At 57.4% G+C, this 13,762-nt stretch carries 10 protein-coding genes and 1 pseudogene; 9 read left to right on the top strand and 2 right to left on the bottom strand.

The window, feature by feature from the left end:
• Positions 1-11: 11 nt before the first annotated feature.
• Positions 12-578: pseudogene (locus tag AC1DYO_RS02600) on the bottom strand (transposase family protein); the annotation flags it as partial.
• Positions 579-1,412: 834 nt separating this feature from the next.
• Between AC1DYO_RS02600 and AC1DYO_RS02595 the strand changes: the two are divergent.
• Positions 1,413-2,513, top strand: a complete 1,101-nt coding sequence (locus AC1DYO_RS02595) for an NAD(P)/FAD-dependent oxidoreductase (RefSeq protein ID WP_477260008.1) — start codon at positions 1,413-1,415, stop codon at positions 2,511-2,513.
• Between the two features lie 29 nt (positions 2,514-2,542).
• A complete protein-coding gene (locus AC1DYO_RS02590) occupies positions 2,543-2,890 on the top strand; it encodes a RidA family protein (protein ID WP_477260006.1) in 348 nt (115 codons plus the stop codon).
• 119 nt (positions 2,891-3,009) lie between these two features.
• Here AC1DYO_RS02590 and AC1DYO_RS02585 read toward each other — a convergent pair whose 3' ends face one another.
• The gene (locus tag AC1DYO_RS02585) at positions 3,010-3,759 is read right to left on the bottom strand and encodes a hypothetical protein (protein WP_477260005.1); all 750 of its coding nucleotides are present in this window, start codon (positions 3,757-3,759) and stop codon (positions 3,010-3,012) included.
• 615 nt (positions 3,760-4,374) lie between these two features.
• Between AC1DYO_RS02585 and AC1DYO_RS02580 the strand changes: the two genes are divergently transcribed.
• The 7 genes from AC1DYO_RS02580 to AC1DYO_RS02550 all read left to right on the top strand — a co-directional run bounded on the left by AC1DYO_RS02580 (position 4,375) and on the right by AC1DYO_RS02550 (position 13,696).
• The gene (locus tag AC1DYO_RS02580; RefSeq protein WP_477260520.1) at positions 4,375-6,012 is read left to right on the top strand and encodes an ABC transporter permease subunit; all 1,638 of its coding nucleotides are present in this window, start codon (positions 4,375-4,377) and stop codon (positions 6,010-6,012) included.
• Positions 6,013-6,031: 19 nt separating this feature from the next.
• Positions 6,032-7,156: an ABC transporter ATP-binding protein gene (locus AC1DYO_RS02575; RefSeq protein WP_477260003.1), complete on the top strand. Its 1,125-nt coding sequence runs from the start codon at positions 6,032-6,034 to the stop codon at positions 7,154-7,156.
• A gap of 26 nt (positions 7,157-7,182) precedes the next feature.
• Positions 7,183-8,307 carry an extracellular solute-binding protein gene (locus AC1DYO_RS02570; RefSeq protein WP_477260001.1) on the top strand — a complete coding sequence of 375 codons (1,125 nt, stop codon included), beginning with the start codon at positions 7,183-7,185 and terminating at the stop codon, positions 8,305-8,307.
• Positions 8,308-8,495: 188 nt separating this feature from the next.
• Positions 8,496-9,878, top strand: a complete 1,383-nt coding sequence (locus AC1DYO_RS02565) for an NAD(P)/FAD-dependent oxidoreductase (protein WP_477259999.1) — start codon at positions 8,496-8,498, stop codon at positions 9,876-9,878.
• A 247-nt stretch (positions 9,879-10,125) separates the two neighbouring features.
• A complete protein-coding gene (locus AC1DYO_RS02560; RefSeq protein ID WP_477259997.1) occupies positions 10,126-11,355 on the top strand; it encodes an NAD(P)/FAD-dependent oxidoreductase in 1,230 nt (409 codons plus the stop codon).
• A 12-nt stretch (positions 11,356-11,367) separates the two neighbouring features.
• The gene (locus tag AC1DYO_RS02555) at positions 11,368-12,213 is read left to right on the top strand and encodes an enoyl-CoA hydratase/isomerase family protein (protein ID WP_477259995.1); all 846 of its coding nucleotides are present in this window, start codon (positions 11,368-11,370) and stop codon (positions 12,211-12,213) included.
• Positions 12,194-13,696: an AMP-binding protein gene (locus tag AC1DYO_RS02550; protein ID WP_477259993.1), complete on the top strand. Its 1,503-nt coding sequence runs from the start codon at positions 12,194-12,196 to the stop codon at positions 13,694-13,696. The genes AC1DYO_RS02555 and AC1DYO_RS02550 overlap by 20 nt, the downstream gene beginning before the upstream one ends.
• The last annotated feature ends 66 nt before the right edge of the window (positions 13,697-13,762 follow it).

Below are 13,762 nucleotides of genomic sequence, written 5' to 3'. Positions count from 1 at the left end.
GTCGTCGGTCCGTTGTAGGGCACGGCCGCGATCAGCCGCAGTAGAAAGTCTCTTGATATGGCTGTGGCGGCCTTCTCGTGCAACTCGACGAAGGCGAACTTCGAGGTGCGGTCGATAGCGACGAACATATGCAGCTTGCCCTGCTCGGTTCTGACCTCGGCAATGTCGATGTGGAAGTAGCCGATCGGGTAGCTCTTGAATTTCCTCTTCGCCGGTTTGTCGCCCTCGACATCGGGAAGCCGGCCGGTGCCATGGCGTTGCAGGCAGCGATGCAATGAAGACCGCGTCAGGTGCGGGATGGTCGCTTGAAGCGCATAGAGGCAGTCGTCGAGCGGCAGCAGCGTATAGCGTCGGAAAGCGACAATGACCGCCTCCTCCTCAATCGAGAGCACCGTCGATCTCGGTTCCTTCGGACCAGTCGGTAGATCGGCGACCGAAACGCGCCTCTTCCACTTCGCAACCGTCTTCTGGTTGATCCCGTAACGCTTGGCCAGCGTCCACAGGCTCTCTTGACTATGCTGTATCGCTCGACGGACTGCCTCTGTCGTTGTGGCGCTCCCATGCAGAACTTGGCCCATAGCGCATCCTTTGATTCGGAAGATAAGGGTGCCCCATCAAAGCCCGGGATCAAACATCTAGCACCGTTCCGGTTCTTGCCGCTGGCAACACGCTGGTGAAGCAAGGGCGACGTCTTTTTATAGAGCGGACCTCCTCGATACCGAGCTTCTGAAGCGCCTGCCGGGGCGTCGACCCAGACCAGCGCGTCGGTGACCAGCCGTTTCTGTGAGACAAGCGACGGACGCACCTGGGAGCCTCCCGTTTCCAATACGGGTGAGCAATTGCGCGACCTCGTCCTTGTGGGACGGCGATGCGATCGGCCATGGTTAGGGCTTCGAACCCGTCGTGGGTGACGGTAGATTTCGAACAGGCAGATCGAGCAGGAGCGTACACCTGATCGCCACGCGCTGGCGCTGGCCGCCGGAAAGCTGGCCGGTTTGCGGTCGGGCAGGGCTTCAATCTGCAACAGTCTGGCGACCTACGCGACCCTCTCGGCGACGGTTGTATTCGCCGTCCCGGCGATCTCGATGTCGAGGGAGGAGATTGCGGCGCACGGTCAGGGCCGGCAACAGCGCACAGGACTGGAATACCGTTGCCAGCGGTTCACGCTCTGGGCCGCGACGAGCCCCGCCAGACAACTTGGTGCCAAAGAGATCACTTTACCGACGATCTTTCGCGGTAAAAGCAGCAAGTCGCTAAAACAGGGTCACACTATTTACGTTGAGCAATACTGGGTCCAGCGATTATCTTTCGCGCAACCTCGGCCTCATGGTCGAGACGGCCGTCGTCGTTCTCTCACCTGGCGCCATCGAGTTTTCAGGGTCAGGCGTTGTCCGGCCATCAAAGGAGTTGTCATGAGGATTGTGGTTGTCGGCGGAGGCATAGTGGGCGCGAGTATCGCCTATCATCTAACCTGCAAGGCCGCTGAAGTCATAGTTATCGAGCGTGGTGATGCAGGCCGTGCAACGTCAGCGGGTGCAGGCATCGTCTGTCCCTGGTTGGACAGGGAGAATAGCCAAGCCTTCTATGAGCTCGCCTATCGTTCAGCTGCCTATTATGATTATCTCATTCCAGCTTTGGCCGAGGAAGGTGAGGCTGAACTCGGCTTTCGGCGAACTGGCGCCATGCTGCTGGCCATCGAGCCTGGCGCCTTAGCCGGACCTGAGGCGCTGGTTCGTAGCCGCGCTGACAGCGCCCCTGAAGTCGGTCAAATCTCGCGGCTTGATCCAGTGCAGGCACAAGAGTTGTTTCCAGCGCTCGACAGACAATTTGCGGCGCTTCATCTTTCTGGGGGGGCTCGTTTGAACGGTCGCCTTTTGTCAGGAGCATTGGAACGAGCCTCGATTCGTCGAGGCGCCGAATGGCGACGGGGCGATGCCAATCTTGCTGTCGAGCGTGGACGTGCTACAGGAGTCGTCGTCGATGGCGAGACCTTACATGCGGACGCAGTTGTTGTGGCAGCTGGTGCATGGGCAACTGAATTGCTGGAACGATTTGGTGTGGCCTTACCGGTGAAGCCACAGCGCGGGCAGATTGTTCATCTGCGCTTGCCCGGTGTAGACACGGCCAGCTGGCCAGTGTTGCACCCGGCCGATGCCGAAAGTTATCTGGTGACGTTCGACGATTCCCGCGTGGTCGTGGGCGCGACGCGCGAGTCAGGTTCTGGTTTCGATTGCCGCGTAACCGCCGGCGGAGTTCACGACGTCATTAAAGAATCGTTGCGCATCGCACCAGGGCTGGCCGGAGCCACCCTGATCGAGACGAGGGTTGGTTTTCGACCAGTAAGCGACACTTCCAATCCGCTGCTAGGTCCTGCACCAGGGATTGATGGCCTTTTCGTTGCCAATGGCATGGGCGCGAACGGCCTGACGCTTGCTCCCTATTCAGCGGGCCTGCTGGCCAGCCAGGTTCTGGGTGAGCCTGCTTCACCTCTTCTAGCACCTTTCCATCTTTAGATCCCCCAAACCAAAAGGAAATCATGAGCATGGCTATCGAGCGCATTGGCCCATCCGAAATTATGCATAATGTCGTAGAGAAGGGCGGCACACTTTATCTGGGTGGCATCACCGCCAAAAACACGAGCGGTGATATGTACGCACAGACAAAGGACCTGCTCGAAAGGGCTGACGCAATCCTGAGCAGCGCTGGCTCCAGCAAGCGGCAGCTGCTTTCGGCAACCATTTACGTCACCGATTTCGCACAAAAGCCGAAAATGAACCAAGCCTGGGCTGAGTGGCTAGACCCCGTAGACTTGCCTGCGAGAGCAACCATCGGTGTTGCCCAATTGGGGCCGGGCGAACTAATCGAAATTTCGTTCACTGCGACCCGCTGAATGCTCCGCCTCTCATAAGAACGGCTGACGTCTGATAAACAACGGAAAGCAGTCTGTAGGCGCCCATCGATCAGGCGGTCAATAATCGATGGGCGCATGTTCGCATACCAGGTCCGCTTTTAAGGTGGATTTCGAACGCGGAAGAGCGTTTCGTCAGCGACTATGTCATTCTTGATGGCCCGCTTGACCACGGCGGGAATGGCCACGTCGTCAGGATCGAAAGCGCCAAGCATTCTCAATGCTGCCCGAACATCGATACTCTTACCCAAGTATACCATGACGAGTCGTGCCGATGTAATGGGACGATCCCAGCTGTGTCCCAATCCGATCACCATGCCGTCAAGACGCTCAAGCACCCGACGCTTTGGGTAAAGCAGCATCATCGAAACCTCGCTTCCAGGTCTTGGATCGAAGTCGAGAGCAAACAAACGGTCGTCTAACGCTCCGACCACGCCGCGAAACGTCAGATAACGGTTTGACACCGTGTTCGTCTCGTCCTGGCCCAGATAGCGTTGCTTGGTCGATGAAACAAACATTCCTTTTTCGTAGCGCCAGTACACTAGCTCGCGCTTTATAATTGGCCTTCCAAGGAAACTATAAAAATACTTAAAATAGAATCCTTCGTATTCTTCCAACGCCGCCGCGTGGCGCCCTGAAATCGATCGAATGAGCGGCTCCAAACGTTCGAAAGCGAAAGGTGATGGGGATGCTGCCGTGCGTCGTTTGAACGATGCAACGAAAGCATCATGGGCAGTGAATAATTCCTCATCCTCAAGCCCAAAGAAATCACTGATCTTCTTGTGGTTGTGCCTCGAAGGTGTCGCTGTCCCACCAAGGTAGCGATTAAATTGCTGCCGGTTGATGTTCAACCTCCGGCAGATTTCGGAAACGGAGCGATAATGATCGCAGCAGAACTGAAGGTTAGCGCAATACTCGCGATGCCGGTCAGGGCTCATAAGGCGGAGCCTCGCCAAAATTCCACTCATCGAGGTTCGAAGCTACCTTTAGTGCAAAGAGCGTCAACTAGCTGCTATCAGCATACATAATTTACATTGAGTCAACAAGCAACCCATGTGAGCATGCCCTAACTCAAGCGCTCAATATGTCCCGCCCACCAATGCTGGGAAGTGGCCACGAATGGTTTGGACAGTTCGGCGACGACCTCTGGTGATGCTCGCGCAAAACGTGGCGCGGGCTTTGTAAGCAAGGGATGCATAAGAGCCACCATGCGAGAAGCCAGAGAAGACCCGAATTGCGTCGTTAGGTGTCCGGCATCGCAGGTTTCCTGGGCAAGCGCTGCTTCGCTCACGCCTGCAGGTTCGCATTCGGCTGGAAACGATAAACGGGAAAGCTGCTTCTTCGGCATTCCGGGATTGATTCATGCAATTGGAGGGAAACGGATTGTGTCCGGGCCACCGCAAACCTTCGATTCGGGAAGTTTCTTGAGCAGAGCGCGATTTTCGGCGCCTGCGGCATTGAAGCTCATGCTGGCAGCTCCGTATATGGCGCTTACGATCGTTTTCTTTGTATTGCCCCTCGTCCTTGTTGTGGCTCGAAGTCTGAAGCTGGATGGCCCAGGGCTAGCAGAGGGGATAACCATTGAAAACTACGTCGAAGTGTTTTCAAGTCCCGTTCTACGTGAAGTAGTAGTCCGAACCTTCGCGATAGCTGGATATACCACAGCATCGTGCCTTATCCTGGGATTTCCTACCGCTTACTTGATTTCAAGGCTCTCGCGGGTGTCGGCCCTTATCATGACGGCGCTGATCTTTCTGCCGTTCTGGGTATCGATCCTCGTTCGCCTCTTCGCTTTCACGATCATCCTAGGCCGAGACGGGCTAATTAACTCAGCTTTAGCGTGGATGGGAATAGGCCGCTGGGACCTGCTGTTCAACACAACGGCGACGATCGTCGGTATGACGAATTACCTGCTCCCTTTCATGATCGTCATTCTATACTCCGGTATGACGCGAGTAGACCAAGCCATCATTATGGCTGCTCGAAGCACCGGCGCTACACCACGCCAAGCTTTCTTTTACGTGTTTTTGCCCCTGATCAGGCCCGTCATTGTGAGCGCTTGCACGCTTGTTTTCGTATTGTCGCTTGGCTTTTTTCTTACCCCTGCCGTTCTTGGGGGCGGTAAGGGTATGACTGTCGCACTTTATATCCAACAGCAAATTTCCGTCTTTCGCTGGGGCGTAGCGAGTGCGGTTGGGGTTATGTTGCTCGTCATCTCCCTGCTTGGCTACTTCTTCGTGGTCCGGCTGGTCGGAATATCTCAGCTCATGGGCGCATCCTCTGCGGGAGTGAAAGGCACCAGCGGGGCGGAACGGCTAGGGTTGTCGCTCGTATCAGTATTGTTGTGGATCATTGCGATCGCTTCGATCGGCTTCTTGCTGCTTCCTTTGATTGTCACCGTCTTCACGTCGTTTGGCGCATCTCGCATTATCCATTTTCCACCAAGAGGATGGACGCTCGGTTGGTATTGGAAGGTCTTTCAGGATCCCGATTGGATCCGCGCTCTGGGCAAGAGTCTGACAGTCGGTATGCTGACAGCAATAGTCTCGACTCTGACGGCCTTGAGTTTGGCGCGTGCGGTCTCTGGAATTGGCTCCAGTCTGGGGCGTTCGGTCGTACAGACAATCGTCTACTCACCGCTGATAGTGCCAATCATTCTACTGGCGATCGGCATGTTTGACGTAGAAGCCCGTCTTGGGCTTCTGGATACGATGGCCGGACTCGTGCCGCTGCACGCGGTCGTTGCGATCCCGCTTGCGTTTGCTGTCCTGTCGTCGGCGCTCGACGGTGTCAATCCGGATATGGAATCGGCCGCCCGAGCACTCGGTTCCACGCGCACGCGCGCATTTTGGAGTGTTACAATTCCGAATATCAAAGGGCCTCTGCTGGGAGCATTTGTAATCAGCTTCGTTGCCTCATGGGACGAAGCGGTAATCGCATTGTTCCAGACCAATTTCGATAAGACGCTTCCCTTGTTGATATTTTCGTACATTCAGAGCGGCGTCGAGCCGGTTGTCCCCGCGCTCGCGACGATCTTGATCGCTCTGGTGATGCTCGGCGTCCTCGTGCGGGTTTGGTACGCGGCAGGAAGAGGGGATCGATGACACGCCAAAGGACTAGATCGTGACGATCAGGAATCAACAGGCTGTGAAAGCAGACCCCGCAGCCTTGGCTGTCAACTCTGTCATGAAGCGATACGGGCACCACACTGCGCTCCATGAGGTCAGCCTTCAGGTTAACAAGGGCGAATTTCTCACTCTATTGGGATCGAGCGGCTCTGGAAAGACGACGCTATTGCGCATTATCGCGGGTCTAACAGAGCCAACAGAAGGAACTGTGTCGATCGCCGGGCGCGATGTGACGCGCCTGCCGATTGAAAGGAGGGATATAGGTTTCGTCTTCCAGAACTACGCGCTCTTTCCGCATCTGAATGTCAGAGACAACATAGGTTTTGGCCTCAAGATAAGAAAGTATCCTGGCGATCAGCTCAAGGCTCGCACGGAAGAGATGATGGAGCTTGTGCACCTTTCGTCGTTGGGCTCTCGGTTTCCAGGTGAATTGAGTGGTGGTCAACAGCAGCGTGTTGCGATCGCGCGTGCTCTGGCCCCGTCGCCCAAGTTGTTGTTGCTGGATGAGCCCCTGGGAGCTCTGGATCGTCGTCTCCGCCAGCAACTGGGTGTGGAGCTAAAGCGCATACAGCGCGACACGAAGGTGACCTCGATCTACGTAACGCACGATCAAGACGAGGCATTCTTACTCTCCGACAGGGTTGCCGTGATGGAAGCGGGTAGAATCCTTCAAATCGACAGCCCCCGAGGTATCTACCGGGACCCGGCGAGCCTGTTTGTGGCCAATTTCGTGGGTGAAACATGCCAAATGAAAGGCGTGGCGCAACAAGTATCAGGAAGAGACGCTCGTGTGACAATTGGAAGCATCACAATAAACGTCCTTCTTGAACAAGCGACTTCGGTAGGGTCTCCAGTAATCGTTATAACCAGACCCGAGCATATTGCCGTAAAGCGCCAGGATGCGGTGAAGGCGCCGGCTGATGATCCGGGATCTTCTGTTCGCGGTGTCGTCCGGTCCTGTACGTTCTTGGGGAATCGACTGAAACTAAAAATCGAAGCGGGTCAGGTGGAGATTGAAGCCGAGCTCGATGGCTCGCGTGACGAGGAGTTCGAAGAGGGAAGTATCGTCGACATATCGTGGGCACATGGATCGGCTCGGGCCTATCCCGTCGGTATTTGATCAATATAATAGGGAGGAAAGCAGCAATGTACACCAGAAAGAGTTCCGTAGTGGCATTAGTGTCTCTTCTAGTTCTTACCTCTGCGGGCCTGGGCTCTTCCGCAGTAGCTCAGAGTATCAGCGCCGAGTTTCCCGAGGCGACATTTCCTGAGAAGATCTTTGGGGGATTGAGCGGGGAGGTGCTGTTTTACGACACCAGCGGCGGCCCGACCACAGAGGCGCGCAATACGACCTTGTTCAGAAGGTTCACAGAGCTCACCGGCGTCCAATTTCGTTCAGATTTTTACGCCGATCCGACGAAATTTTATGCCTGGATGCAGAACGGGACCCCTCCACCGTGGTCGCTGATCGAGCTTCCTGGTACGTCGGAACTCAATCGGGCGAAGGCTGCTGGATATCTGGAGAAGTTGGATCCGGCATTGGTGCCGCTCGACAAACTCGATCCCGGAGCGGTCGATGAATATGGCATCAGGATCATGAACTATAGCATCCAGATGATTTGGAATACCGAAGCGTTTCCGGAATCGGGGCCGAAGCCGCAAAGCTGGGCGGATTTTTATGATCTGGAAAAATTTCCGGGCAAACGCTGCATGTACAAGAGTGCACAGACTGGGGCGACCCTGGAGTCTGCGTTGCTTGCCGATGGCGTGAAGCCCGATCAGCTTTATCCACTGGACGTGGATCGCGCCTTCAAGAAGCTGGACACTATCAAGGATCAGATAGTCTGGTGGACGAGTGGAGCCCAAGGAATTCAATATCTCACCAGTGGAGAATGCCAGTTCGGGGTTAGTTGGAATGGGCGCATCGCGAGTGCGATAAAGGAGGACAAGGCGCCGATTGGCCTGTCGTGGAATCAAGCACTCTACAGCAGCGCCGTCTTGGCGGTTCCGAAAGGCGCTCCTAACAGCAAGGCGGGTCAGGCGGCGATCGCCATGTGGATTCTCGACAAACGAGGGCAGATCGACTACGTTTCCCGCTTGCCTTATGCCACCAATATTAAGGCACTTTCATTGGATGATTATCCCGCCGAGGTTAGGCAGTACTTGGTTGGGGGCGATAACCTCAAGAACGCGATAGCGGAAGACACGGCCTATTACGAAGAGCATCTTCCTGAGCTGACCGATCGCCTCAACGCTTGGCTTCAGCGCTAGTCGCGGCGGCCGTCGGTAAAACCCAGCAGGGCTGCCACAACTGGTACAGCCCTGCTCCAATCCCATTAATCCTGAATAACCTGAGTCTTCGCAACGACTTGTGTCGTGCGACAGAACCAAAACTACTGCTGTGCATGATTGTATTTGGCTCCAATGCCTTTCACCTGACTGACGCTCTGGAGAATGTTATGCAAGCCAAGGTCAACGGCGACATATCTTTTTGGTATGCCGACATCGGTGGCCCTCCCGCACCGGGTCCACCTTTACAGGGTGACATGGAAGCCGACGTAGCCATTGTGGGCGCAGGCTTTACCGGATTGTGGACCGCCTATTACCTCAGACAGGCGGCCCCTTCGCTCCGGGTTGTCCTGCTTGAGAAGGAGTTCGCGGGGTTCGGCGCCTCGGGCCGCAACGGCGGCCAGCTTGTTGGCGGCTTCGCGTGGTCACGTGAAAAATATCTCGCGACGTCGACGCGGCGAGAGGTCTTGGCGATGCAGGACGCTATGGCCGGCACTGTCGACGAGATAATCGCCGTTGCCGAGCGCGAGAACATCGACGCCGATATCCTGCGCGTTGATAACATCTACGCGGCGACGAATGCAGCCCAGCTTCATCGCGTGAAGGCGATTTACGAGGAAGCCCGGCGATGGGATGCCTCGGCCCCGGTCGAACTGATCGGGGCAGATGCGGCGCGGGCTCGCATTAACGTGCGAAACGTGCTCGGCGCGATGGTGTTGCATGGCGCGGCGCGCGTGCAGCCCGCCAAGTTGGTGCGCGGCCTCGCGGTGGCTGCCCGACGTATGGGCGCGCAGATCTTCGAGCAGACCACGGTGTTGGGAATCGAAAAGGGCAAAGTCACGACTGACCGCGGCTCCGTTCGTGCCCCGATCATCATCCGCGCGACGGAAGGGTTCACGGCTGAATTGCCGGGACAAGAGCGTAGTTGGCTGCCTCTCAACAGCGCTCAGATCGTCACGGAGCCGCTGCCGCAAGCTCTCTGGGAGGAGATCGGCTGGAAAGGACACGAACTGCTTAGCGACAAAGCTCACACCTACTGCTACGCCCAGCGCACCCGTGAGGGCTGCATCACCCTAGGCGGCCGTGGCGTGCCATACCGCTTCGGCTCGAGGACTGACATTCGCGGCCTGACGCAACAGGCTACGATTGATCAACTGCATGCTATGCTGGTGCGGCTTCTCCCGCAGACGAGCGCTTTGCGCATCAATCACGCCTGGTGCGGCGTGCTCGCCGTCCCGCGGGATTGGTGCACTACCGTCGGTTTGGATCCCCAATCTGGCATCGGTTGGGCCGGTGGCTATGTCGGGATGGGCGTGTCCAGCTCTAATCTTTTCGGCAGGACACTGCGCGATCTGGTCCTTGGGCGCGACACGGAGCTCGCGCGTCTGCCCTGGGTGAATCGCGCCGTTCGGCGCTGGGAGCCCGAACCGCTTCGCTGGCTGGGCGTGCACGGTATGTACCGCCTTTACCGGCTTGCGGACAATCGCGAGCATCGTGGCCTCAAGCGCAGTTCTCGCCTTGCTGCCTTCGCCGATCGCCTCACGGGACGCTAGTTGCAACGAGCCCAATCTGGCCCGTCACCTCCATCTCTGCGTCTTCAGTGGAACGCCCTCTGCAGCCTGTCTAGCGCGGGAGAGATCTTTGCACGAGTCAGCGACTCTGATCCCCCTGTTCACCGCAACGAAACACGCCGTGTTGCTCACATATTCAGAGAGGAAATGCGATTGACGACTTATCGAACAGTCGATAAGTTGTGATCGATCGATCGATCGAAATCAGGCCCACGATGGGAACGATCCGGTGGTAGACGTTTCGCATGGCTCAAAATTTGACGCGATCATCATCGGCGGAGGGATCGTCGGTGCGGCAGCGGCCAGGAAGCTCGCGCTCGAAGGCCTGAAGGTCGCGGTTTTTGAGCAGGCAGCACTGGGCTTCGGAGCCTCTTCCCGGAATATCGGCTTTGTTTTCCAGCATGGCCGCAAGGGCTTGTCACTCGAGATCGCTCGGAAGAACAGAGTGTTGCTCGACAGCTTTCATGAAGAGATGGGCGGCGATTTTGAGTACCGCCGTAACGGCGGTCTCGTCCTCGCGGAGAGCCCCGAGCAGGTGCCGCTGCTCAAGGAGTTCGTTGAGGCGCGAGCGCGCGACGGACTGAACGTCGAATACATCGATCGCCAGGCGGTGCTCGAATTGGCGCCTGACGTCCACGACAATGTTCAGGGAGCGAGTTTTTGCAAGGATGACGCCCAGATCGGCACGGCCACTGTCGTTCGTGCTTTGGTGGCCGCTGCTCGGCGAGCCGGCGCCGTGATTCTCGAGGGCCATCAGGTCCTGGAAGTAATGGTGTCGTCTAATCGCATAACCGGCATCCGGACGCATGCCGGCCGGTACGAGGCCCCGATCGTGGTCTGGGCGACCGGGCCTTGGCAGAGGATCACCACGACCGCTGGCCCGCTGGAACTTCCTGTCAAGAGCATGCGCAACCAGCTTTTTGCGACTACGCCTCAGCCTCCTCGACTAAAGTGCGTGCTCTACGGGGCCATCTGCCTGGCGAGTTACACGCCGATCGTCAGGGAACTCCCGAGCTATTCGCCGAACCTTTTCGACTGGCGGGACACCAAGTCTGGTGAATCCATGATGGACGCGATCTCCCAGAGGAGCGATGGATCCTACATCTTCGGTGGTCCGGTCGACGAGGCTGGATTCAGTTGGGAAGCCGAGGCCGACGGTCTTGGCAGGCTGCTTAGGCGGTTCTCGCGCCTGTTTCCCGGGCTCGCCAACAGCGGCTTCAAGGAAACTTGGGCCGGTCGCATTCCCTTCACGTCGGATAATCTCCCGATCATCGACAGGCATCCTGCCGCTCAAGGCCTGATCGTCGCCGCCGGCTTCTCGTTTGGGAACAGTTCGGCGCTCGTCGCTGCCGAAGGTATCGCCGATCTCGCGGCCGGCCGGCCGGTATCCCCCATGATCGCGCAACTCGGCATCGACCGCTCAAGTCTTACTTACGATTTCGGATATTCACTGGGTTGAATGGAGAAAGATATGCAAGAGTCCTACGGCGACGGGCAGGTAATCTGCGAGGTCGAAGACGAGATCGTGTTCATCGGCCTTAATTCGCCAAGGTCGCTGAACGCCATGGACCCGATCATGGTGACGGGGATCGTGGAAGCCGCGGATCAGGCGTCGCGTTCAGGTTACCGATGGATCGTGCTACACGGCAAGGGAGATAACTTCTCGTCGGGAGCATCGCTCGATGGTTATCAGGCGCTTGTCGAGTCGGTGAGTTCCGGCCGGGATTCCGGCATGTACGACTTGATCGCATCCGAACGTGGCCTGACCGAGTTGGCGCGGATTTTCCGGCACCCCCACATTAATTCCGTTGCAGCGGTCAACGGTTGGTGCATTGGGCAAGGGCTGGAGATCGCAATCGCATGCGACTACATCGTCGCGGCACCGGATGCCACCTTCTGGCTGCCCGAGACCCAGCACGGATGGAATGTCGGAATGGGCGCTACCTATTTGTTGACCCACAAGCTGGGTCTGGGGTGGGCGAGGCGCATGCTGCTGTTGAACGAGAAACTGCCCGCCAAGCGGGCCGAGGAACTTGGTCTGGTGAGCGTGCTCGCCGCGGATGGCAACGTGCGCGCGGAAGCGGTGAAGCTATTCAAGAAGTTGCGGAAGTCATCTCCGTTGGCGCTCCAGTTCCAGAAGAAGCTTCTCGACATTCTTCCATCGATGTCCCTGGATGACAGCCGGGAAATTGAGATCATGACCGCTTATCTGCTGGCTTCTACTCACGATCCCCGTGAAGCCATGGCTGCTTTCGGCGCAGGTCGTGCTCCCGAATACACTCAACCGCGAAGCAACAATGCCGCAAGCAAGAGCTGACGAGACTCTCGTTTCCATCCTTGAGACGCATGCCAGGGAGCGGCCTGATGCGTTGATGCTGATCGGTCCGGATAACGAAAGCAGCACATACGGCCAATTCTGGGCGGCTGTAATGGAAACCGCCGAAGCCCTCATGGACCTCGGCATCGGCGAGGACGATCGTGTTGTCACCATCGCGGAAAACAATGTCGATCTCTTCGCGGCAATCGTTGCTTCGTGGCGCCTTGGGGCCACGGTGGCACCGCTTAATCCAGGGCTGGGCCAGGAATTGCTGGACGATGCCATCGAGCGCACAGAACCCCGAATTGTCCTGGTCGACATTATTCCAGCGGTCGCCGATCGGCGATTTACTTCGCTCAGGGGACTTCGACGATCGAAACAGCAAGGGAAGGTGGCGGGCAAGCTTCCCCTTCCCGTTACGAACGCGCTGATTATTTTCAGCTCTGGCACCACTGGAAAATCGAAAGGGTGCATCCTGTCTCACGGCTACCTGGCCTTTTATGGCCGGGAGTTCGCGCACATGGCCAATCTCGGTCCCGTGGATAGGGTGTTCTGCGTTACGGCGCTCTATCATGTGAATGCGTTCTGGGCATTTGCCGGCAGCGTCGTCAACGGAACCCCACACGCCTTTGAAAAGAAGTTCTCGGCATCCACCTTCTGGCAGCGTTCAAGCGAGGTCGGAGCGACCGTCTTCGACTATGTCGGGGCGATTATCGCGATCCTTCTGCGCTCGCCCGGAAACAGGCCCGCTGACAATCAGCTGCGAGCCTGCCTTGGTGGCGGTGTCCGGGTGGATGACATCGAGCAGTTTGAACGCCGTTTCGCTTGCAAGGTACTGGAGGGCTATGGGCTGACGGAGTGTTGTCAGCCCATCTATCAGACGCTTGCCGACGAACGGCACGGCTCGATAGGCCGTCCATCGGCCTATTTCGACGCCAAAGTCGTGGATGAAGCTGGCGAGGAAGTTCCGGCGGATGTCTCGGGTCAATTGCTACTGAGATCCCGTCACCCGCATGGCCTCTTCCGCGGATACTGGCGGGATGTCGAACAGACCCGAGAGGCATTTGTCGGCGAATGGTTTGCAACCCGTGACCTCGTCAAACGCGACGCTGACGGCTTTTTCTACTTCATCGAGCGGCTTGGCCATGTGGTCCGGCGGCGCGGAGAGAACGTCAGCTGCTTTCATGTCGAGGGCGTTTTCGCCACCCATCCTCAGGTGCAGCTTGCTGCTGTGGTTGGGGTGCCGTCAGAATTGGGCGATGAGGAGATCCTGCTCGCGGTCGAGCCCGTCGAAGGTGCCGTCGTCCGTCCTTTGGACCTTCTCGACTGGGGGCGCGCGAAACTGCCGAAGTTCATGGTTCCCCGCTATGTCTGGATCGGAGAGCTCCCGCGTACGGCAAGCCAGCGCGTGGAACGCCACAAGGTCAGACAGATCGACCTGACCGGTGAGATCTTCGACGCGGAGAAGTCTGGGAATGCCTGACGCCGATGTTCGCAAGCCAATGTTGGTTCCGGAGTAGCTCGTTACACGCCATGTGGCGGTAAATTT

This window comes from Mesorhizobium sp. P2_F5 (assembly GCF_056403715.1).
Note: the sequence above shows the minus strand (reverse complement) of the source record. Positions and strands in the feature narration are given on the sequence as shown.

What these genes read in the sequence shown, in the direction of transcription:
- AC1DYO_RS02595 (WP_477260008.1), top strand. Translation starts at nt 1,413, where the DNA reads ATGAGGATTGTGGTTGTCGGCGGAGGCATAGTGGGCGCGAGTATCGCC.
- AC1DYO_RS02590 (WP_477260006.1), top strand. Translation starts at nt 2,543, where the DNA reads ATGGCTATCGAGCGCATTGGCCCATCCGAAATTATGCATAATGTCGTA.
- AC1DYO_RS02580 (WP_477260520.1), top strand. Translation starts at nt 4,375, where the DNA reads ATGCTGGCAGCTCCGTATATGGCGCTTACGATCGTTTTCTTTGTATTG.
- AC1DYO_RS02570 (WP_477260001.1), top strand. Translation starts at nt 7,183, where the DNA reads ATGTACACCAGAAAGAGTTCCGTAGTGGCATTAGTGTCTCTTCTAGTT.
- AC1DYO_RS02565 (WP_477259999.1), top strand. Translation starts at nt 8,496, where the DNA reads ATGCAAGCCAAGGTCAACGGCGACATATCTTTTTGGTATGCCGACATC.
- AC1DYO_RS02555 (WP_477259995.1), top strand. Translation starts at nt 11,368, where the DNA reads ATGCAAGAGTCCTACGGCGACGGGCAGGTAATCTGCGAGGTCGAAGAC.
- AC1DYO_RS02550 (WP_477259993.1), top strand. Translation starts at nt 12,194, where the DNA reads ATGCCGCAAGCAAGAGCTGACGAGACTCTCGTTTCCATCCTTGAGACG.